The organism is Halopseudomonas salina, from assembly GCF_008641105.1.
On the sequence record NZ_VTTI01000010.1, the window covers coordinates 99,397 to 121,546 of the forward strand.

Genomic DNA, 22,150 nt, shown 5'->3' on the forward strand with positions numbered 1-22,150 from the left:
TATCAAGTTTGGCAATTATACGATGTACCGGAAAGCGTTCTCAGGTTAGCGCCTGTTCAACCGCATCCTTCAATTCCGGCAGGCGGCCGTGAAAAAAGTGTCCGGTGTCGGCAAAGCGTACCACGACCACATCATCACGCCCCTCCAGCAGACCGAAGACCGACGCAGATGCCACCACGTCGTCAGCTTCGCCCATCATCACCGTAGCAGGCGTGCTCAGAGGCAAAAGCTCCGGAAACGGTAGGCGCTCTACCGAAGGAGCTACCAGAACCAGTTTCTGGGGCGGACTGTCCAGACGATTGGCCGCTGCAGCGGCAACATAGCCCCCGAACGAAAAGCCCATCACCCAGAGCGCGGGAGCCGGCAGCTCTCGCCGAGCCCATTCGATCACGGCAAGGCAGTCGTCGATCTCGCCCTTACCCTCATCATGCTCACCATCGCTACGTCCCACCCCGCGGAAGTTGAACCGGACCACATTGGCGCCAGCATCCCGAGCCGAGCGCATCAATGTGTGCACCACCTTATTGGTCATTGTGCCTCCATGCAGAGGATGGGGATGACAAATGACGGCCAGGGCCACCGGATCCTCAGCGCGCGTCACAAGCAACTCCAGGGAGCCGGCAGGCCCTGCGATGGACATCCGTTCTTCAAGTTTGCTACTCATTGTACCCCCTGAACAAATCCACGAAACCACCTCGACCAGCGGCAGTCCAAGGCTATGCAGGAACCGCCGGAGACACCGCCGGAAGCAGGCTAGCCTAAAGGGTACTAGCCTTGGCAGAGAAATGTCGTTACCGTTAGTACATTAGCTGATCAGCCGCTTACGTGCGGGCCTGACACTCAATTGTTCAATAGGGGAAGCACAGTGGAAGCAAGCGAAAACCTGTGGATTGCAGTAACTATTGCTCTGGCAGCAGGCGTGATTATCGGCATCGTGCTGACACAGATCGCCAGGCGCGTCAGCGGCTCATATTCATCCGGCACCCGATCCCAGCTGGAGAGTCTGCAGTTGCGATTCGAGGAATATCAGCAGGAAGTTTCCAGCCACTTCAAAACCACAGCCAACCTGGTTGCTCAACTCAATCGCAACCATCAGGAAATTCAGGAGCATCTTTCCCAGGGTGCGATGGACCTGTCCCCCGACGAGATGACCCGCCAGCGTCTTCTTGCAGCCCTGGAAGAGCCCCCGGTCTCGCGCAGCAGACCCAATGGCGAGCCATTGTTCGACAGCCTTGAACCACCGCGCGACTACGCACCCAAGGGTGATAGTCCCGGCACCCTCTCGGAAGACTACGGGTTCGAACGCAAGTCCTGATGCATATCGGGGTGACCTGATGGCCACCACCTTCAATTGCGGATACCGATAAAGATGTCGGGCGCTGACCCTCAAAGTTTTTTCCAACGCAGTGAGCAGGATCCGGCGCATCTGATCATCAGGGGCGATTGGGTGCTCGCTCACTACGCCGAACTGCGCGAGCAGATCGGACTGTCGCAGGGCCGGACCACAACCGCCCGGAGTGCTGACCTGAGCGATCTTGCCAAGCTCGATACAGCCGGCGCCCAGCTACTAGCCGAGCTGCTTGGACCGGAGCTGTTGTCCACCCTGGCCGAGCGCAATGACGGCATAGACCCCAAGCAGGGCATGCTGCTGCAACGGGTAGCCCAGACCATAGAGTCCAGTCCGCCTCAATCTGCCACTCAAGGGTTCCTGATAGTCGATCTGCTGGCCCGCATTGGCGACGCCACGCTGACGTTCTGGCACCACTTGGTTGATTTGCTGGGATTTACCGGCCTGGTGCTGGCCAGCCTCAGCCGCAATATTCTGCGTCCGAGTAACTGGCGAATAACCTCGCTGGTCGCGCAAATTGAAGTCACCGGACTAAACGCTCTACCAATTGTAGCGCTGCTCACCTTCATGGTCGGTGCTGTCGTTGCTTTCCTGGGCGCCACAATCCTGGAAAGCTTTGGCGCGACCATCTACACCGTGGATCTGGTCGCCTTCTCGTTTATGCGTGAGTTTGGTGTGTTGCTCACGGCAATTCTGCTGGCCGGCAGAACAGCGAGCGCCTTTACCGCCCAGATTGGTTCGATGAAAGCCAATGAGGAAGTTGACGCCATTCGCGCCCTGGGCCTCAACCCAATCGATCTGTTGGTACTACCCCGCGTACTGGCGATGCTGATTTCGTTACCCATTCTTACCCTGGTTGCGATGTTTTCCGGACTCCTCGGAGGCGCCCTGGTATGCATGCTCTCCCTGGACATCTCCCCCACAATGTTTCTGGGCACGCTACAGCAGAACATGGATGTTCAGCATTTTTATGTAGGCATGGTGAAGGCTCCGATTTTTGCCTTTTTGATAGCACTCATCGGATGTCTTGAAGGCTTCAAGGTTACGGGCAGTGCACAGTCTGTGGGCGAACACACCACGTCCAGCGTTGTGCAATCCATTTTTGTGGTGATTCTGGTAGACGCCCTGGCCGCGCTCTTCTTCATGGAGATGGGCTGGTGAGCGATATTACTGGGAATGAACCGCTGATCCGCGTGCGCGGATTGCTCAATCAGTTTGGCACGCAGACCATTCATGAGAATCTCGACCTCGACATTTACCGCGGGGAAATTCTTGGCGTTGTTGGCGGCTCCGGCAGCGGCAAATCGGTACTACTGCGCTCGATTCTGGGCCTGAGGCGCCCCACCGGAGGCCGGGTCGAGGTCTTCGGCGAGGACCTGCAGACCCTTGATGACGAGGCTCGATCTCAGCATGAGCGGCGCTTCGGTGTGCTGTTTCAGCAAGGCGCGCTGTTTTCTTCAATGACCGTGGCTGAGAATATTGCCCTCCCCCTGATTGAGCATGGCGGCCTGAGTCGCGCTGATGCCGAACACCTGGCGCAAATGAAGATTGCCCTCACCGGGCTACCCGCAACCGCTGCGGGCAAATATCCGTCGGAATTATCAGGCGGCATGATCAAGCGTGCAGCACTGGCGCGCGCACTTGCCCTGGACCCGGATATACTATTCCTGGATGAGCCCACAGCCGGCCTGGACCCCATTGGCGCAGCGGCGTTTGATGAGCTTATTCGAACTCTGCGCGATGCGCTGGGTCTGAGTGTATTCCTGGTGACGCATGACCTTGATACGCTCTACGCAATCTGCGACAGGATTGCCGTGTTATCCCAGAAGAAAGTACTGGTAGCCGACACCCTCGAACGAGTGGCTGCCGTAGACGATCCGTGGATACAGGATTACTTCCATGGCCCCAGAGGCCGCGCCGCGGCCGATGCGACCGAACGTAACAGACACCAGCCGGAGCATGACCGCTGATGGAAACCCGCGCTCACCACGTGCTGATTGGACTCTTTACGCTGCTCGCTGCCGGCGCGGCAATAATATTTGCGCTATGGCTTGGCAGTGCGGCCACCAGCCGCGAATACAAGGAATATATTGTCGTCTTCAACGAGGCTGTTACGGGTCTGTCACGCGGCAGCGCTGTGCAGTACAGCGGCATCAAGGTCGGCGACATCCACTCGCTGCAACTCGACCCCGAAGACCCGCGCCGCGTTCTGGCGCGAATCCGGGTAGGCACGGACGTGCCTATCAAGGAAAACACGCGGGCGCGCCTGTCCTTCACCGGCATTACCGGAAACTCGGTCATCGAGCTGAGCCATGGCACCCCTGGCAGCCCGCTGCTGACCAGCAAGAAAGGGCCTCCAGTCATCGTTGCCGCGCCCTCACCTATATCTTCATTACTGGCCGACGGGGAAGACCTGATGACCAACGTCAACCAACTGATGTCCAATGCCCGAAGCATTCTGTCAGATGAGAATGCCGACAGTATTGGCCGCACCCTGACAAACGTCGAACGCGCAACAGGTGGCATTGCAGCCCAGAGCGAGAGCCTCACACTACTGCTCGATGAACTGACCAGAGCCAGCGAACAGGTTAATGAAACGCTGCAACGTAGCAGTGAGCTGGTCGCAAGTGCCGACAAGCTTCTCAATCAGCAAGGCGCACGCACGCTGAACCAGGCCGAGGAGGCACTCACCTCGATCGCCAGTACCAGTGGCACTCTGGAGAGCTTGCTGAACGACAACAGCGAGGCTTTCACCTCCGGCATGCAGGGGCTTTCTCAGCTGGAACCGGCCATCAACGAGCTGCGCGCTACCCTTGGCTCCCTGCGCACCATAACGCGCCGCCTGGAAGACAATCCCACGCGCTTCATATTGGGTCGCGACAGCATGGAGGAGTTCGAACCTTGAAACAGAGCCACCGCAAACTACTTACCGGCGCCGTTTTGTCGAGCACCTTTTGGCTTACCGCGTGCACCGTCTTCCCGGAAGCAGAATCCCTGAAGGTCTACCAGTTGCCGGCACCGGGCATGAGCGCCTCGGCCAACACCGTTCTACCGCTTTCGCTTCGCATCGGCACACCTCGGGCTGGCTCCGTACTCAGCAGCCCACGCATAGTGGTCAACCCACGGGGTAACGAACTGCAGAACTACAAGGGCGCCCGCTGGTCCGACCCGGCACCCGCGCTATTGCGCGACCATCTGGCCCAGGCCTTCGAGCAAAGCGGCGCGCTCATGGCAGTGAGCACTGACGAAAACTCGTTCAGTGCCGATATTCACATGAGTAGTGACCTACGCCGCTTCCAGGTTATATACGCAGACGCCGGACCTTTTGTCGTCATCGAGCTGAACGCCCGACTGATTGACCCCTCCAGCAGAAACATTCTCGCCAGCAGGACATTCATCGCTCAACAGCCATTGGCCTCTGAGGCTATTACCGGGGTGGTAGATGCTTTCAAACAAGCTTCGGATGCCCTTGCCGTCCAGCTGATCGAATGGACGGGACAAAAGCTCTCCAGCCAGCTCATGAGCTCAGGGGAGTAAACGGACAGCGAGTCGCCTGAGCCGGACGAACCGCCCTCTGGCTCAGGCACCCACTGCATTGAACAGGGCTTGAAGTAACAGCACTAACAGATAGCCAACCAGAACCACCAACCCCAGAAGCGCAGCACTCAGGCCCCAGACAAAAACCCGACTGGTAACCTCTGTCTCCCGCGGGCTATCCAGATAGCGATTAAGCAGGCTTACATTCCGATTATTGGCTTTCCAGGCAAAATCGAACAGATCGCCAACCAGGGGCACTGCCCCTACGACAGTATCAACCAGCACGTTGAAAGCCATTTTCAGCAACAGGGTCTTGGGCGCACCCATGCGCGCAGCCTCCGAGATGACCACGCTGGAAATCAGGGCCGAGATAACGTCGCCAACGCCTGGAATCAGGCCAATCAGACCATCCAGACCAAATCGCGCATTGAAGCCTGGCACCTTGATCGAGCTGTCGAGAAACCACGCCAGGCGCTCGAGCTTCTTCCGGGTTTTCTCATTGCCTTGGTCACGCATATCCAGTCTCCCTCAATTGTTCAGGTGAGACCCGGTTTTGCCGCACAAGGTCCCGCAGCGCGATCATTCCCACTCGATCGTTGCAGGCGGCTTGCTGGAGATATCGTAGGTCACCCGGGATACGCCGGTAATTTCGTTGATGATACGGTTGGAGACCGTCTCCAGAAACTCGTAGGGCAGGTGCGCCCAGCGCGCAGTCATGAAGTCGATGGTTTCCACAGCGCGCAGCGCAATTACCCACTCATAGCGGCGGGCATCGCCCACAACACCGACAGAGCGCACGGGCAGGAAGACAGCGAATGCCTGGCTGGTCTTGTGGTACAGGTCGGCCCGACGCAGCTCCTCGATAAAGATATGGTCTGCACGACGCAAGATGTCAGCGTATTCCTTGCGCACTTCAGCAAGGATCCGCACTCCCAGGCCCGGGCCCGGGAAGGGATGACGGTAGACCATGTCGAAGGGCAGACCCAATTCCAGACCAATCTTGCGCACCTCGTCCTTGAACAGCTCGCGCAGTGGCTCGACCAGCTCGAATGCCATATCGTCGGGCAGCCCGCCGACGTTGTGATGGGACTTGATCACATGGGCCTTACCGTTCTTCGAGCCGGCTGATTCGATCACGTCAGGATAGATAGTGCCCTGGGCCAGGTACTTCACGCCCTGAAGCTTGGTCGCTTCATCATCGAACACTTCGATAAAGGTGCGGCCGATGATCTTGCGCTTTTCCTCCGGGTCGGTCACACCCAGCAGACGCGAGAGGAACTTCTCCTCGGCGTTGACGCGGATCACCTTCACACCCATGTTCTCGGCAAACATCGCCATTACCTGTTCACCCTCTTGCAGGCGAAGCAGGCCGTTATCCACGAACACACAGGTCAATTGATCGCCAATCGCCTGGTGCAGCAGGGCCGCAACCACAGACGAGTCCACACCACCGGACAGACCCAGCAGCACGTTATCCTTGCCCACCTGGGCCTGCACGTTGCTGATGGCGTCTTCGACGATATTGGACGGGGTCCAGAGGGCTTCACATGCACACAGCTCGAGAATGAAGCGCGACAGCATGCGCAGACCCTGACGGGTGTGTGTCACCTCAGGATGGAACTGCAGACCGTAGAAATGGCGCTTTTCGTCGCCCATCGCGGCAATCGGGCAGCTCGGGGTGCTGGCAAGGATATGGAAATCAGTCGGTAGCTCGATGACCTTGTCACCATGACTCATCCAGACGTCCAGACTGAGCAGGCCATCACCATCCACGTGATCCTCGATACCGGCCAGGAAGTCACTCTTGCCGACGATATCCACCCGCGCGTAACCGAATTCGTGCTTGTCCGAACCCTGAACCTTGCCACCCAGTTGCTCGGCCATGGTCTGCATGCCGTAGCAGATGCCGAGCACCGGCACGCCGAGCGTGAACACGATCTCAGGAGCTCGCGGTGAACCTGGCAGCGGAACAGATTCCGGCCCACCGGCCAGAATGATGCCCTTGGGGGCAAAATCACGAATCTCGTTCTCGTCCATATCCCAGGCGCGAATCTCACAATACACGCCTATCTCCCGTACGCGACGAGCAATCAACTGGGTGTACTGAGAACCGAAGTCCAGAATCAGGATGCGGTGGGCATGAATATCTTGATGGACCATAGGGCAGGCTCTCTGAAGGACGTTACGCAAAAATTAGGATAGCAGTACTTGTGCAGTGCCGGAGGCGTAAATACCGGCTGGCATGACATGCTCGATCAGCTGTCACACCAGCAGCACAGACAATGATTACTCAACTAACTCGGTAGTTGGGTGCTTCCTTGGTGATCTGCACATCGTGAACGTGGGACTCACTCATACCGGCGTTGGTGATACGTACAAACTGGGGCTTGGTACGCATCTCCAGCATATTGCGACTGCCGGTGTAACCCATTGATGCACGCAAACCACCCATCAGCTGGTGAATGATCGCAGCCAACGAACCCTTGTAAGGCACGCGGCCCTCGATACCCTCTGGCACCAGCTTCTCGGCGCCGGCACTGGAGTCCTGGAAATAGCGATCCGAAGAACCCTGGCTGCCTGACATTGCACCCATGGAACCCATGCCGCGGTAAGCCTTGTAGGAGCGGCCCTGGAAAAGTTCGACCTCGCCAGGCGCTTCTTCAGTACCAGCAAACATCGAACCCATCATGACGACCGACGCACCAGCGGCGATCGCCTTGGACAGATCACCGGAGAAACGGATACCGCCGTCAGCGATAACCGGAACGTCGTGATCCTTGAGCGCGGTGGCGACATCAGCGATGGCAGAAATCTGGGGAACGCCGACACCGGCGACAATACGTGTTGTGCAGATCGAACCCGGGCCGATGCCTACCTTGACCGCATCGGCGCCCGCCTCAACCAGGGCCAGCGCGGCCTCGGCGGTCGCGATGTTACCGCCAACCACCTGGATGTCCGGGTAGTTTTCCTTGACCCAACGTACGCGATCAAGGACGCCGCGGGAGTGTCCATGGGCCGTATCAACTACCACCACGTCAACACCGGCAGCTGCCAACGCCGCAACGCGATCAGGGGTATCGGCACCGGTACCCACAGCCGCGCCGACCAGCAAACGACCCTGGTCGTCCTTGGTAGCGTTGGGGTAGGCGCGGGCTTTTTCGATGTCCTTGACGGTCATCATGCCCTTGAGGCGGAATTCATCATCAACTATCAGGACCTTCTCGATCCGATGACGGTGCAGCAACTCACGCACCGCGCCGGCGCTGACACCTTCCTTCACGGTAACTAGCTTGTCTTTGCCGGTCATTACTTCTCGGACCAGGGCTTCCATGCGAATTTCAAAACGCACATCGCGGGCGGTGACAATCCCCACCAGTTCCCCGTTGGACAGCACGGGAACGCCGGAAATATTGTTTACGCGAGTCAGCTCGACCAGCTCGCCAACCGTAGCGTCTGCATCGATGGTGATCGGATCCTTCACTACGCCGGATTCGAATTTCTTCACCTTGCGTACTTCGGCAGCCTGCTGATCAACAGTCATGTTCTTGTGGATAATACCCATGCCGCCTTCCTGAGCCATGGCGATAGCCAGACGGGCTTCGGTGACGGTGTCCATGGCAGCAGACAGCAGAGGGATATTGAGTTCGATGCGCCGGGTGAGCCGGGACTTGAGGCTGACGTCTTTCGGCATGACCTCGGAATAACCGGGCACAAGCAGAACATCGTCAAAGGTTAGGGCTTCTTGGCTTACACGTAGCATAGCAGGGCTCCCGAGCGGGAAAATGGAAGCAGGGCATTATACCCGCCACGCCCAATACGCTCAATGAGTATCGCATTGCAACTCGATTATTCTCTGCAGCGCGCCAGCAGGCTAAGATGGGCGCATGAATGATGATGCCCTGTTCCAACGCCTGACCAAAGAACGCGACGTGCTCAGCGTCAGCCAGCTCAATGCCCGCGCGCGCAGCCTGCTCGAGGATGTATTCCCGCAGATATGGGTCGAGGGTGAGCTGTCCAACCTCGCCCGCCCCTCCTCCGGTCACTTGTATTTCAGCCTGAAGGACAGCAAGGCGCAGATCCGCTGCGCCTTCTTCCGTCAGCACGCCAGCCGCGTGCGCATGGCGCTGAGTGACGGCCTGCAGGTAAGGGTGCGTGGACGTGTCAGTCTGTATGAAGGCCGCGGCGATTATCAACTGATAGTCGACAGCATGGAATCGGCCGGTGACGGGGCACTGCGCATGGCTTTTGATGCACTCAAGGCCAAATTGCAGGAAGAGGGCCTGTTTGCCGTTGAACGCAAACGCCCCCTCCCCACGCATCCCAAACGCATCGGCGTTATTACCTCACCGAGCGGGGCCGCAGTAAGAGATATCATCAGCGTTTTTGGTCGCCGCGCACCCTTTATCGAACTGGTGGTAGTGCCCACGCCAGTCCAGGGTCGTGACGCAGCACCGCAGATTGTCCGCGCACTCCAACTGGCCGACCGGTCAGGCTTCGACGCCTTGATCGTCGCCCGCGGCGGTGGCTCGCTGGAGGATCTATGGCCATTCAATGAAGAGATGGTCGCCCGCGCACTGGCGGCCTGCCAAACCCCCACGGTCAGTGCGGTTGGCCACGAAACCGACGTCTCAATCTGCGATTTCATCGCCGACGTGCGCGCCCCTACCCCGTCGGCGGCGGCAGAACTGCTCAGCCCTGATCAACAGGCCATGCTGCAACAGGTCGAGCGCGCCCACCGGCAATTACGCCAATGCCTGCGTGACCGTTTGGCCCGGGAACATCTGCGCCTGGAAAACCTGCGTCGCCGCCTGCGTCATCCCGGCGAACGCCTGGCCCAGCAAGCCCAGCGCCTGGACGAACTTGAGTTGCGCCTCAAGCGCGGCATGCGCCAGCATCTGAACCAGGTAGGCCAGCGCAGCGAACGTTTGCAAGCGCGCCTGCAGGCTCAGCATCCCGGCAGGCACCTGGCACTGTTGCGCCAACGCCTCGACCAACTCGACCAGCGTCTGCCCCGCGCCATGACACAAAATCTGCAGCACCGGCGCCAACGTCTGGACGGTCTCGCCCAAACTCTGAATGTGGTCAGCCCTCTGGCCACCCTCGGCCGCGGCTACAGCATTCTGTTCGACCAACAGGGCAAACCGCTACGCAGCCAGGCCGACGCCAAACCAGGCCAGCGCGTCGAGGCGCAGCTCAGCGACGGCCGATTGGCCCTGCGCGTGGAGGACAATCTCGACGCCCCTCACACCCTCCCCTTACTGGATTAACCATGCCACTCAAGCGCCTGATCATTCTGTTCTGCCTGGCCGTATCGGCGCTTCCAGCCCAGGCGGAAGGCTTTATTACCCGGCTGTTGAACAAGCCGGTCCCTGGCGGCGTAGCCGTCGTTACCCTCCCAGAGCAATCCGAAGCGCCCCGCGCGCAGTATCAGAACCAGCCACTGCTGGTAATACGCGAAGACGGTCAACGCTGGATCGCCATCGCCGGCATCCCGCTGGCGGTGAAACCCGGTACCGAGCATATCGAGACAGAGGGCGGGCAAAAAATTGCGTTCAAGGTCTCCGACCGCAAATATCCCGAGCAGCATATCAAGCTGAAAAACCAGCAGCACGTAACGCCCGACCCCGAGCATCTCAAACGCATCAACCGCGAGCTGGACGAACAGATCAACGCCTACAAGACTTTCAGTGCCCGCCAGCCCAGCAACCTGCTATTCGACCGTCCGGTAGATGGCCGCCTATCCAGTGCCTTCGGCCTGCGCCGCTTCTTCAACGGCGAAGAGCGCAACCCCCACTCCGGCCTGGATTTCGCCGCCTCCACAGGCACTTCGATCAAAGCGCCCGCAGCCGGCCAGGTGATTCTTACGGGTGATTATTTCTTCAACGGAAAAACCGTCTTCGTTGACCACGGCCAGGGGCTCATCAGCATGTTCTGTCACCTGTCGGCGATCGATGTGCAGGTAGGAGATGAAGTCGGCCGCGGGGCACACGTCGGCAAAGTCGGCGCCACCGGCAGAGCGACAGGCCCACACCTGCACTGGAACGTCAGCCTCAACAATACACGCGTAGACCCCTCCATCTTTATTGGCGCATTCATGCCCTGAAAAATCCAATGATTCGCTGGGGTTGTGCGAAGGTCAAAATGGATTCCCGCGTTCGCGAGAATGACGAAGGTGGGGTGAGACACTAGGAGTTTTGCTTTTGACTTTTGGACAGCAAACTCAACCTCACTCCTTTGCCTGGCGAGCGCACGGCCTGGCGGGGTGCAGAAAGTGTCTGAAACAGGTCGATGATTGCTCCTGCATAATCGACACTTCCGCCATCCCTGGCGGTCGGGACTGCCGCCAAGCCTCCAGGGACGGATTCACGGCGGCTTTCGGAATCCTGCCAGGCTGGGAGCGGTGGTCACCCAGCAGCGACACCACATACCGATTCAAGGATCGCGCAAAAATCCTCCAAAACACCGCACCAAAGATACCAAAAAGCTCACCAAACGCTCTTTATTGGCGATTGCTGCCAAATTTAAAACTCGCATTGCAATAAAAACCAGCACCTATTAACTTTTACTGCAACAACACCCTATTCAGCACCCGCCCGACCCACAAGGTAAAGGGCCGAAAAGGAAGCAGACCATGAGCATGCTCAAAGACCCATCCAGCAAATATCGCGCATTCGAGCCGGTAGATATTCCCGATCGCCAGTGGCCATCGCGCACGCTTACCGAAGTACCGATCTGGTGCAGCTCCGACCTGCGCGACGGCAATCAGTCACTGATCGAGCCCATGGACCCTGCGCGCAAGCTGAAATTCTTCCAGACCCTGGTCAAGGTTGGCGTCAAGCAGATCGAAGTAGCCTTTCCATCAGCCTCCAAGGCCGACTTCGACTTTGTGCGCAGCCTGATCGACGATGGTCACATCCCCGATGACGTAACCATCCAGGTGCTCACCCAAGCGCGCGAAGATCTGATCAGACGCACCTTCGAATCCGTGCGTGGCGCCAAGAAAGCCATCATCCACGTGTACAACGCCACCGCGCCGAGCTTTCGCCGCATCGTGTTCAACCAGGACAAGAAAGGCGTCGTGGACATCGCCATCAACGCCGCCACCCTGATCAAACAGCTGGCCGCAGAACAGTCCGATACCCAATGGACCTTCCAGTACTCGCCGGAGATCTTCACCTCCACCGAACTGGAGTTTGCCGTAGAGGTCTGTGACGCCGTACTCGACGTATGGCAGCCGACGCCCGACAACAAGGTCATCCTCAATCTGCCCGCCACGGTCGAAATTGCCACACCCAATCATTATGCCGATCAGATCGAATGGTTCGGCCGGCACATCAGCCGCCGTGACAGTGTGCTGATCAGCTTGCATACCCATAACGACCGCGGCACCGGCGTCGCCGCCACAGAACTCGGCCTTCTTGCGGGAGCTGACAGGGTCGAGGGCTGCCTGTTCGGTAATGGCGAGCGCACAGGCAACGTCGACCTGGTTACCCTGGCGCTGAACTTCTATACCCAGGGCATTCATCCGCAGCTGGACTTTTCCGATATCGATGCCGTGCGCAAGGTAGTCGAAGAGTGCAACCAGCTGTCCGTGCACCCAAGACATCCCTATGTCGGTGATCTGGTGCACACCGCGTTCTCGGGTTCGCACCAGGACGCCATTCGCAAGGGCTTTGCCCAACGCAAACCCGACTCCCTGTGGGAAGTGCCCTACCTGCCGATCGACCCCGAAGATATCGGCCGCAGCTATGACGCGGTCATTCGAGTCAATAGTCAGTCAGGCAAGGGTGGTATCAGCTACCTGCTCGAGCAAGGCTATGGCATCAGCCTGCCACGCCGTATGCAGATCGAATTCAGCCAGGTTGTGCAAGGCGAAACTGACCGGCTCGGCCTGGAGATGAGTGGCGCGCAGATCCATGAGCTGCTGGATCGGGAATACGTGCAGGCAACCAGTCCCTACGCGCTGATCCGACACAGACTGCAGGAAGAAAACGGCACCAGTGCCGTCGACGTCGAGGTCCTGAACCAGGGCGAAACCTTGCACTGGCGTGGGCTGGGCAAGGGGCCTCTCGAAGCACTCGTTGCAGGGTTACCCGTATCGGTCGAGATAATGGATTACCACGAGCATTCCATTGGCTCCGGCACCAATGCCAAGGCAGCGGCCTATGTGGAAATTCGTCTTAACAGCGGCCGCCCCTTACACGGCATTGGAATCGACGAAAACCTGACCACGGCCAGCTTCCGCGCGCTGTTCAGCGCCCTCAACCGCGCCCTGCGCCAGGCCGAAGCGCAAGCTGCCTGATCGGTGCCCAACACCAACGCGCCGGGATAAAAGCTCGGCGCGTCATATCGGGTTCGCTCGCTGCAGCCGCCCCGACATATCCAGTTAAATCCCCTGCGCTTGTCAAAAGAAATGTCGCCCCCATAATACACTCCACATTCTGCACCCACTGATGCAGGCAACAAGGAGTCGTACCAGATGTCTCGATCCCCGCTTCTCACGCCCATTCGCCTGGGCAGCCTTGATCTGCCAAACCGCGTGATCATGGCACCCCTAACTCGTCAGCGAAGCAAGCAGCCTGGCAACATACCCTATGAGTTGAACGCCACCTATTACGCCCAGCGCGCCAACGCAGGCCTGATCATCAGCGAAGCTGTACAGATCAGCCCTGAAGGCCAGGGCTACGCCTGGACGCCAGGCATTCACAGCGCCGAGCAGGTTGCTGGCTGGAAACAGATTACCCAGGCCGTACATGAAGCCGATGGTCGTATTTTCCTGCAGCTGTGGCACGTGGGCCGCATCTCCCACCCGCTACTGCAGCCCGACGGCGCTGATCCTGTCGCTCCCTCGGCCATTCAGGCCAAAGCCGAGTGCTACGTTCAGGAGGCTGACGGCAGTCATCACAAGGCACCGACCGCCATGCCTCGCGCGCTTGAAACCGAGGAGCTTCCCCGGATAGTTGCCGACTATGCCAAAGCGACTCGCAACGCACTGGATGCAGATTTCGATGGTGTGGAAGTGCACGCAGCGAACGGCTACTTGCTTGATCAGTTTCTGTGCTCCAACAGCAATCAGCGGACCGACGGTTACGGCGGCAGCCTCGAGAACCGCGTGCGTCTGGTGCTGGAGGTAGTCGATGCGGTAATTGAGGCCACGGGGGACAGTGGCCGGGTCGGCATTCGCATTTCCCCCATGGGTACCTTCAACGGCGTGGACGATGCAAACCCCAGGGAAACGTTCAGTTATCTTCTGCGCGAACTCAATACACGCAATCTGGCCTATTTGCATGTCAATCGCCCTGATTGGGTCGGCGGTGTCTACGAAGGTTTTGACGCGTTACTTGAAACCCTGCGTGAGCTGTATGACGGCCGCCTGATTCTGGCTGGTGGCATGACCGCAGAGTCCGGCGCACAGGCAGTGGAAGACGGCCTGGCGGATGTGATCGCCTTTGGACGCCCCTACATCGCCAATCCTGACCTCGTTCAGCGCATCAAGGCTCGTGCGCCCTGGAACGAGATCAACCCGGCCACTCTGTATGGTGGGGCCGAGGTGGGTTATACCGATTACCCGACGATGGTTCAGACCGCATCCTGAGTCGCGCCCAATAAAAAACCCGGCCAGAGAGCCGGGTTTTTTATTGCACAGATTCAATCAGCACAGCCAATGGCTTATCGCTTCTTGTCCTTGCGCTTCTTTTCTTCTTTCTTGTGATGGCTCATCAGGCGCCGCTTCTTGTTCACCTGGCGATCGGTCAACCCTGTCTTGCGATCGGCAAAGGGATTCTCGCCGCCCTTGTACTCAACCCGAATCGGCGTACCCGCCATGCCCAGCACCTTGCGAAAGGTATTTTCCAGATACTTGGTGTAAGACTGCGGAACGTTCTCCACCTGATTGCCGTGAATGATGATGATCGGCGGATTGGAACCACCCAGGTGCGCATAGCGCAGCTTGATACGGCGACTGTTGACGACCGGCGGCTGGTGGTTGGCTACGGCATCTTCAAGGATCTGCGTCATGCGATTGGTCGGCACCTTGGTCATGGCGCTGGCAAAGGCCTTGTCGACTGACTTGTAGAGGAGCCCCACGCCACTGCCATGCAGTGCCGAAATAAAGTGCAGGTCGGCGAACTGGGCGAAAATCAGACGGCGTTGCAGCTCGATCTTCACGTAGTCTTTCTCGCGCTCATCCATGCCGTCCCATTTGTTGACAGCAATCACCAGCGCGCGCCCGGCATCCAGCACAAAGCCCAGCAGGTGCAAATCCTGCTCCACAACGCCTTCGCGGGCATCAATGACGAAGATGACCACGTTGGAATCCTCGATCGCCTGCAGGGTCTTGATCACCGAGAACTTTTCGACCGCCTCCGATACCCTGCCGCGCTTGCGCACCCCCGCAGTGTCAATCAATGTGTAGGGCTTTTCAAAGCGCTCATAGGGAATATAGATGGTGTCGCGAGTGGTGCCGGCCTGGTCGAATACCACCACCCGGTCTTCGCCGAGCATGCGGTTGACCAGGGTCGACTTGCCCACATTGGGCCTGCCGATTACCGCAATCTTTGTACCAATCGCCTCAACGATACGCGGCGCTTTACCCTCCTCGCCTTCGGCCAAAGGCTCCTGGGCAAGACTGCCAATACCATTTTCACCAAACACCATCTCGAGCATCGGATTGATGTTGCGACCATGGGCTGCGGCAATACCGATTGGCGAGCCGAGGCCGAGCTTGGAAAATTCACCCTGGATCGAATCCTGATCGGCACCGTCAATCTTGTTGGCAATAAGGTAGGTATGCTTGTTGCGCTTGCGCAGATGCTGGGCAATCAACTCGTCCGCCGCCGTTCTACCTGCGCGCGAATCGACCAGAAAGAGGACCGCATCGGCCTCTTCTATAGCCTGCAGGGACTGCCCGGCCATAATCATGTCGAGACCCTGCTCATCACCGCTGATGCCCCCGGTATCGACCAGGATATACCGCTGGCCCTGCCAGCTCGCCTCGCCGTACTGGCGATCACGGGTAAGGCCGGCTACATCGGCAACAATTGCGTCACGACTCTTGGTCAGACGATTGAATAACGTGGACTTGCCGACATTGGGCCGCCCCACGAGGGCGATTACAGGAACCATGATTACTCCGCGCACGGACTACCGTGCAATAAACGAAAACGGCCGCTGCGCCATTTCAGGGGGCAGCGGCCGGGAAAGTATAGCTTTATTTGGATCTAAGGGAGCGTCAACGCCACCAGATCACCACTATTGCCGTACACATACAGGGTGTCGCCGAGCACTATAGCGGGTGCCCGAACGCCATCACCATCCACCCGCACGCGGCCAACCATACGGCCATCGGTCTGAGCAAGCAGATGCACATAACCGTCAAAGTCGGCTACGGCGATGTAGCTGCTGAACGCTACCGGTGCAGTGAGGTTACGACGCATGAGGCTGTCGTTGACCCAGAGAGACTCGCCGCGAGACCGGTCCAGAGCTTCAACCCGCCCGTCCGCATGGCTGACATAGACACTGCCGAAACCTTCGCCGGGTCCAACCAGACTCGAAGCTTCTTTCTGCCAGCGAACAGTGCCCGACGCCACGTCAACGGCGGCAAGAGCACCCTGGTAACTGGTCACATACAGGGTCTCGTCAATCAGCAGCATTTGTCCATCAACGTCGACCATCCGCTCGAGCTCGGTACGACCCTGCGGTTGCGCGACTCGTGCCTCCATGATCGGCAAGCCGGTATCGGCCGCCAGACCCACCACTCGACCACTGGAAAGGCCCGCAAACACTCGCCCGCGGGAAATCAACGGAGTGCTGTGTCCACGAAGGGTCAGTACCGGCACACTGGATTCATAGATCCAGCGCTGGCTGCCGTCACTAATATCCAGCGCAGTGATCTTGTCATCCAGGGTCTGCACCACAACGACATCACCGTTGGTCTGCGGTGGGGCGAGGACCTCGCTCGAGACCCGTGTACGCCACATTTCCGAGCCATCCGCTTCATCCAGAACGATCACTTCGCCGTCCAGCGTACCAACCATGATACGACCGCCACCGGTGCCCACAGCACCCGAGACACGCTCATCAAGCTTGACCTGCCACATTACCTCGCCGGTATCGCGGTCCATTGCAACTACACGCCCCTTCGCGTCGGCTGCATAGAGAGTCAAACCGTCCAGCGATGGCATCAACTGGTTGTACAATTTGCCCTGGCCAGCACCAATGTTGCGTTTCCAGTTGCGCTCCAACTCTACTTCAGCGGTGAAATCCTGCAGCTCTGCCGGGGCGAGTTCTTTCTTGCCGGAACCACTGCAGCCTGCAACCAGCAGAGCCGCCATGGTTATGGCCAAATACGGGAACTTCAGTTTCACTAGGCTTCCTCCGCCAGATCATCAAGCTTCAACTGTAATTGCGGGCGTGCCTGGGGATCTTCGAGTGCCGCCAGGGCAGCCTGGTAGGCAGTACGGGCATCGTTTTCGCGACCGAGATCAAGCAACAGGTCGCCGCGTATTTCCTCACGACTGGCCAGCAAGGCACCGGTGACGTCACCGATGAGCACCTCAAGTGCTTCTTCGGCGCGATCCTGGGCGGCAAGAACGCGCGCAAGACGTTGGCGGGCGACCTCTTCCAGTACCGGATCCCCCGCATCGCCAACAATTTCATTCAGCAATTCTTCAGCTGCAGGCAGATCCTCTGCTTCCACGGCCAGTCTGGCCTGCATCAATGCAGCAAACTGGGCATAACGAGTACCGCTGTACTCGTCACGTATCTGCTCGGCCAGTTCTGCGCCGCGAGCTCGATCCTCGGTACCACCATCTGCCAACACCGACTCCAGCATTGTCTGATAGAGCGCCGAGGCGTTGGCAGCCTGGTTATCCTGATAGTTGTTCCAGCCCTGCCAGCCAAATACGCCAGCCAGGGCAATAACAACACCGGTCAGCAGAGGCACGCCGTGCTTGTTCCACAATTCCTTGATCTTTTCTACCTGTTCTTCTTCTGTCTCGTACGTCACCCCAGACTCCTTGCCTGAACGAAGCGGCTGCTTGCGCTTAAAATAATTGTTGAAGACGTGCCGGCAGCTCGTGCCAGGCAATATTTTCCTGCTGCGCATCACTGCGCAGCGGTTTGATCCCGATCTGTTCTGCCGCCGCTTCATCTTCGCCCAGAATCAGTGCAAAGAGAGCACCGGACTTGTCGGCCTTCTTGAATTGGCTCTTGAAGCTGCCGCCGCCACAATGCACGACCAGACGAACGCCCGGCAAAGCGTCACGTAGCTGTTCTGCAAGCCTGAAACTCGCAACCGCCGCTGCGTCTCCCAAAGTGACAAAGTAGACATCCACCTGTCGCGCCAGCTCGGCCGGCACCCGATCCAATGTCTGAATCAGCAGCAGCAAACGTTCAATGCCCATGGCAAAACCAACGGCTGTGGCTGGCTTGCCGCCCAATTGCTCGACCAGACCATCGTAGCGACCACCTGCACACACCGTTCCCTGAGCGCCCAGCTTGTCGGTGACCCATTCGAACACTGTCAGCCCGTAATAGTCCAGCCCGCGTACCAGGCGCGGATTGATCACGTAAGGCACACCTGCGGCATCAAGCAACGCTAGCAACCCTTCGAAGTGCAGCCGTGCGTCTTGATTCAGAAAATCGGCCAGCCGCGGCGCATCAGCCAGCAGCGCCTGAGTGGTAGGGTTCTTGCTGTCGAGCACGCGCAGCGGATTACTCTCAAGACGGCGCTGGCTGTCCTCGTCAAGCTGATCAAAACGTTCACGTAGATAAGCCACCAGCTCATCACGATAGCGGGCGCGATCGTCGCTGCTGCCAAGGCTGTTAAGCTCCAGAGTGACCGCGTCCTGCAGGCCCAGTTGCTTCCAGAGCCGCCAGCTCAACAGAATCAGTTCTGCATCAATATCCGGCCCGCTGATGTTGAAGGTTTCCACGCCAATCTGATTGAACTGACGATAGCGACCCTTCTGCGGGCGCTCGTGACGAAACATCGGGCCGGCGTACCAGACCTTCTGGCTTATGCCGCCACCCAGCAGGCCGTGCTCGAGCATGGCGCGCACACAACCGGCGGTGCCCTCCGGGCGCAATGTCAGCGAGTCGCCATTGCGATCAGCAAAGGTGTACATCTCTTTCTCGACGATATCAGTTACTTCACCAATCGAGCGCTTGAACAGCTCAGTAGGCTCGACGATCGGCATGCGCACCTGCTGGTACCCGTAACCAGTCAATAGATCAGCTACTGTTCTTTCAAAGTACTGCCATAAAGCGCTGTCGGCGGGCAGTACGTCGTTCATGCCGCGCACGGCTTGCAGGGTCTTCAATGCATCTTTCCTTAATCAGCCACGGGCGATGGTATTGGCTTCCAGCGCCTGTTTGGCAGCAATCTTGTCTCGAATGAGTTTTTCCAGCGTGTCGACCAGGTGAACATTATCGACTTTCTGGTCCGGCGTGCCGCCGACGTAAATCAGGTTGTTCGGAGAGCCACCTGTCAGACCGATATCAGCCTCTTTGGCTTCGCCGGGCCCGTTCACCACGCAACCAATCACTGCCACATCCAGAGGTACCACGACATCCTCGAGTCGTGCCTCGAGCTCATTCATGGTCTTGATCACGTCGAAGTTCTGACGCGAGCAGCTTGGACAAGCGATAAAATTGATGCCCCGCGAGCGCAGGCGCAGTGACTTGAGCAGGTCGTAGCCTACCTTGATCTCTTCCACCGGATCGGCAGCCAGAGAAATTCGGATGGTGTCTCCGATCCCCTCGGCAAGCAGCATGCCCAGACCCACGGCAGATTTGACCGTGCCCGAACGCAGCGCACCCGCCTCGGTAATACCCAGATGCAATGGCTGATCGATCTGCGCAGCCAGCAACCGGTAGGCACCCACGGCCATGAACACGTCTGATGCCTTAACGCTAACCTTGAAGTCCTGAAAATCCAGCTTGTCGAGATACTCGACGTGACGCAACGCAGACTCCACCAGGGCCTCTGGCGTCGGCTCTCCGTATTTTTTCTGCAGGTCTTTTTCCAGGGAGCCTGCGTTCACACCTATGCGAATAGGGATACCATTGTGACGCGCAGCGTCAACAACCGCGCGAACCCTGTCTTCACGCCCGATATTACCCGGATTGATGCGCAAACAATCAACGCCCAACTCGGCGACTCGAAGCGCGATCTTGTAGTCAAAATGAATATCCGCAACCAGCGGCATGGCAGTCTGCTTGCGGATCTCGCCGAATGCTTCTGCAGCTTCCATGCTGGGCACCGAAACCCTGACGATGTCTGCACCTACAGCCTCCAGCTGCCTGATCTGGGCAACTGTGGCGGCCACATCACAGGTTTCTGTATTGGTCATGCTCTGCACGGAGATGGGCGCATCGCCGCCGACCAGGACCGACCCAACCCGGATCTGCCGTGACACTCTGCGCTTGATGGGTGACTCGTGATGCATCGCGTAGCTCCTTCAGCCCAGGCGCAGGCGAACAACGCCCGATTCGCGGACGCTTTGCGTGTCCACCGGCTCGCCATTGAAGGCAATTGTTGAAACGGCCTCAACCGCGCCGATTACCACCTCTATTGGCCCCTGATGATCGATTGACAGCGACTGACCTGCCTGCATAAGGCCGCTGTGCAAGGAGTCGCCACCTGGGGTCCTGACCTGCACCCAACAGTCACCGGTGAACTGCATCTGCAACCCGCTACCCGCCACTGCCGGCTGCTCTTGACTTTCCACAACAGGCTCTTGCTCGACAACCGCCGTAGGCTGCGGCTGTTCAACCTGATCCAGCGCAGCCTGTGGCTCCTCAACAGGAATCTCGGCCGCACCATCAGACATTGTTCCGTCGTCTGGCACTGCGAGGTTACCAGTGGCGTCTGCCGGGCCCTCAGCGTCTGTCACCGAAGTCACCGGATCGGGAACCGACATAGCAGCTTCACCGGGCGGCGAGGGCTCCGAGGCAAAATTCTCGGGCAACGCCAGCGCATCTACCTCAACCTCATCAAGGGCCTGACCAGCGATACTGGACACATCCTCGACAGAACGCGTCGGCTGGCTGTCGTACCACCAAAGGAGAATGGAGGCCAGGATGGCCAGAGCGACGATCACCGTTGTCCAGGTCACCAGCATACCGCCCGCCTTGCCCGGCTTGGTCATCTTGTCGATGCCGCTGACCTGACGCTCACGCACTTCAATACCCCGTGACCGGTCGTATTCCAGCACCAACCGGTTGGCGTCCAGGCCCAACAAGCGAGCATAGCTGCGCACATAGCCACGGGCGAAGGTGTCCCCAGGTAACTGATCGAAGCGTCCGGCTTCAAGATGAACCAGTATTTTCTCCGGAAGCCGCAAACTGGTCGCCGCCTCGGCAGTGCTCAGCCCCTTGGCTTCACGCGCTGCCTGCAAGGTGGCGCCGGGATGGGCCATCCGTCCGTCGTCAGGCCGAAATTCACCATTTGGCGGCATCGCATCTCGCTGCTCTGTACTCATGATTGATCTGCTGCCTTCAATGCTTGCGCTTCCGGGCTTGTTGGATACAGGCGACGCAACTGCAGCGCGTAGCTTGCAGCGCGATTGTGATCTTCAAACCGCCGTGCCAGCTGAATGCCTAGCCAGAGGCTGGCGGCATTCTGCCCGGAAAACTGGGTGAAATTGCGATAGTAGTCCCATGCCGGGACATAATTCTGCTGAGAGAACTCGATCTTTGCCATCTCCAGCAGTGCCAGAGGTTGCCGGCTATTCAATCGCAGGGCACGCTCGAAGCTCGCCTTGGCTTCCTCCGGCTGGTCCATGCGCTGATAAGTCAGACCGATATTCTCAAATACCCTGGAGCGCTCACCATACAAAGTGTCCTGCGCTGCCTGCTCGAAGTAACCCAGAGCATCCTGATAGCGCTCTTCACTGAGCAGGAAAACCCCATAATTGTTCAATATTCTCGGATTGGCCGGCTCACTGGCCAGAGCATCCCGATAATGCTTGTCAGCCGAACCGGTTTCACCTTCCTGCTGAAACACCATCGCCAGCGCCAGGTGTGCAGCAGCCGAGCGAGGATCCAGTTTCAGTGCTTCGCTGAGTGGCGCCTTGGCACTTTCTGTTTCGCCTTCGCGAAGATAGCCAAGGCCCAGCTGAATATACGCATCACGCCCGGCGTCCGGATCAGGCTTGTTTTTTTGCGGCTGGTCGCTGGTTGTTACACACCCGCTGAGGGCGATGGCCGTTAACAATGTTACCGCGATCATCATTCTGTTCATCACAATCGATCCTCGGTTGG

The 22,150-nt window shown here is 58.5% G+C and carries 20 protein-coding genes; 9 read left to right on the top strand and 11 right to left on the bottom strand.

Features of this window, described 5'->3' with window-relative positions; genetic code table 11:
* Positions 1 to 40: 40 nt before the first annotated feature.
* Positions 41 to 664, bottom strand: a complete 624-nt coding sequence (locus FZF01_RS15310; RefSeq protein WP_150278106.1) for an alpha/beta hydrolase — start codon at positions 662 to 664, stop codon at positions 41 to 43.
* 201 nt (positions 665 to 865) lie between these two features.
* On the opposite strand from FZF01_RS15310, the gene FZF01_RS15315 reads away from it, so the two are divergent.
* From FZF01_RS15315 to FZF01_RS15335, 5 genes are read left to right on the top strand one after another with little or no spacing between them, the layout of a single operon-like run.
* Positions 866 to 1,315 carry a YhcB family protein gene (locus tag FZF01_RS15315; RefSeq protein WP_150278105.1) on the top strand — a complete coding sequence of 150 codons (450 nt, stop codon included), beginning with the start codon at positions 866 to 868 and terminating at the stop codon, positions 1,313 to 1,315.
* Positions 1,316 to 1,369: 54 nt separating this feature from the next.
* A complete protein-coding gene (locus FZF01_RS15320; RefSeq protein ID WP_150278104.1) occupies positions 1,370 to 2,509 on the top strand; it encodes an MlaE family ABC transporter permease in 1,140 nt (379 codons plus the stop codon).
* 5 nt (positions 2,510 to 2,514) lie between these two features.
* Complete coding sequence (locus FZF01_RS15325; RefSeq protein WP_150278206.1) at positions 2,515 to 3,318, top strand: ABC transporter ATP-binding protein; 804 nt, start codon at positions 2,515 to 2,517, stop codon at positions 3,316 to 3,318.
* Positions 3,318 to 4,253: an MlaD family protein gene (locus tag FZF01_RS15330; RefSeq protein WP_150278103.1), complete on the top strand. Its 936-nt coding sequence runs from the start codon at positions 3,318 to 3,320 to the stop codon at positions 4,251 to 4,253. Before FZF01_RS15325 ends, FZF01_RS15330 begins: the two co-directional genes overlap by 1 nt.
* Complete coding sequence (locus FZF01_RS15335) at positions 4,250 to 4,885, top strand: ABC-type transport auxiliary lipoprotein family protein (RefSeq protein ID WP_150278102.1); 636 nt, start codon at positions 4,250 to 4,252, stop codon at positions 4,883 to 4,885. Before FZF01_RS15330 ends, FZF01_RS15335 begins: the two co-directional genes overlap by 4 nt.
* Positions 4,886 to 4,927: 42 nt before the next feature.
* On the opposite strand, the gene FZF01_RS15340 is transcribed toward FZF01_RS15335, so the two are convergent.
* The 3 genes from FZF01_RS15340 to guaB form a co-directional block, all read right to left on the bottom strand.
* Complete coding sequence (locus tag FZF01_RS15340; protein ID WP_150278101.1) at positions 4,928 to 5,401, bottom strand: DUF4112 domain-containing protein; 474 nt, start codon at positions 5,399 to 5,401, stop codon at positions 4,928 to 4,930.
* A 63-nt stretch (positions 5,402 to 5,464) separates the two neighbouring features.
* Positions 5,465 to 7,045, bottom strand: a complete 1,581-nt coding sequence (gene guaA, locus FZF01_RS15345; RefSeq protein ID WP_150278100.1) for a glutamine-hydrolyzing GMP synthase — start codon at positions 7,043 to 7,045, stop codon at positions 5,465 to 5,467.
* Positions 7,046 to 7,175: 130 nt separating this feature from the next.
* Complete coding sequence (gene guaB / locus FZF01_RS15350; RefSeq protein ID WP_150278099.1) at positions 7,176 to 8,645, bottom strand: IMP dehydrogenase; 1,470 nt, start codon at positions 8,643 to 8,645, stop codon at positions 7,176 to 7,178.
* Between the two features lie 124 nt (positions 8,646 to 8,769).
* Here guaB and xseA point away from each other — a divergent pair, with 124 nt between their 5' ends.
* The 4 genes from xseA to FZF01_RS15370 all read left to right on the top strand — a co-directional run bounded on the left by xseA (position 8,770) and on the right by FZF01_RS15370 (position 14,480).
* Entirely contained in the window at positions 8,770 to 10,152 is a 1,383-nt protein-coding gene (gene xseA, locus FZF01_RS15355) for an exodeoxyribonuclease VII large subunit (protein ID WP_150278098.1), read from the top strand.
* Between the two features lie 2 nt (positions 10,153 to 10,154).
* Complete coding sequence (locus tag FZF01_RS15360) at positions 10,155 to 10,988, top strand: peptidoglycan DD-metalloendopeptidase family protein (RefSeq protein WP_150278097.1); 834 nt, start codon at positions 10,155 to 10,157, stop codon at positions 10,986 to 10,988.
* A 528-nt stretch (positions 10,989 to 11,516) separates the two neighbouring features.
* Positions 11,517 to 13,187 carry a 2-isopropylmalate synthase gene (leuA, locus tag FZF01_RS15365; protein ID WP_150278096.1) on the top strand — a complete coding sequence of 557 codons (1,671 nt, stop codon included), beginning with the start codon at positions 11,517 to 11,519 and terminating at the stop codon, positions 13,185 to 13,187.
* Between the two features lie 177 nt (positions 13,188 to 13,364).
* Positions 13,365 to 14,480: an alkene reductase gene (locus FZF01_RS15370; protein WP_150278095.1), complete on the top strand. Its 1,116-nt coding sequence runs from the start codon at positions 13,365 to 13,367 to the stop codon at positions 14,478 to 14,480.
* 74 nt (positions 14,481 to 14,554) lie between these two features.
* On the opposite strand, the gene der is transcribed toward FZF01_RS15370, so the two are convergent.
* The 7 genes from der to pilW all read right to left on the bottom strand — a co-directional run bounded on the left by der (position 14,555) and on the right by pilW (position 22,130).
* Positions 14,555 to 16,009: a ribosome biogenesis GTPase Der gene (gene der, locus FZF01_RS15375; RefSeq protein WP_150278094.1), complete on the bottom strand. Its 1,455-nt coding sequence runs from the start codon at positions 16,007 to 16,009 to the stop codon at positions 14,555 to 14,557.
* Positions 16,010 to 16,104: 95 nt separating this feature from the next.
* Positions 16,105 to 17,217 (bottom strand): outer membrane protein assembly factor BamB, encoded by a 1,113-nt coding sequence (gene bamB / locus FZF01_RS15380; protein WP_150278205.1) that lies wholly within the window; start codon positions 17,215 to 17,217, stop codon positions 16,105 to 16,107.
* A gap of 32 nt (positions 17,218 to 17,249) precedes the next feature.
* Positions 17,250 to 17,891 carry a YfgM family protein gene (locus FZF01_RS15385; RefSeq protein ID WP_223825472.1) on the bottom strand — a complete coding sequence of 214 codons (642 nt, stop codon included), beginning with the start codon at positions 17,889 to 17,891 and terminating at the stop codon, positions 17,250 to 17,252.
* Positions 17,892 to 17,928: 37 nt separating this feature from the next.
* A complete protein-coding gene (gene hisS, locus FZF01_RS15390; protein ID WP_263363770.1) occupies positions 17,929 to 19,206 on the bottom strand; it encodes a histidine--tRNA ligase in 1,278 nt (425 codons plus the stop codon).
* A gap of 15 nt (positions 19,207 to 19,221) precedes the next feature.
* On the bottom strand, positions 19,222 to 20,334 hold the full coding sequence (ispG, locus tag FZF01_RS15395) for a flavodoxin-dependent (E)-4-hydroxy-3-methylbut-2-enyl-diphosphate synthase (protein WP_150278092.1): 1,113 nt from the start codon (positions 20,332 to 20,334) through the stop codon (positions 19,222 to 19,224).
* 12 nt (positions 20,335 to 20,346) lie between these two features.
* On the bottom strand, positions 20,347 to 21,369 hold the full coding sequence (locus FZF01_RS15400; RefSeq protein WP_150278091.1) for a RodZ domain-containing protein: 1,023 nt from the start codon (positions 21,367 to 21,369) through the stop codon (positions 20,347 to 20,349).
* Positions 21,366 to 22,130: a type IV pilus biogenesis/stability protein PilW gene (pilW, locus tag FZF01_RS15405; RefSeq protein WP_373286449.1), complete on the bottom strand. Its 765-nt coding sequence runs from the start codon at positions 22,128 to 22,130 to the stop codon at positions 21,366 to 21,368. The genes FZF01_RS15400 and pilW overlap by 4 nt, the downstream gene beginning before the upstream one ends.
* Positions 22,131 to 22,150: the final 20 nt, after the last annotated feature.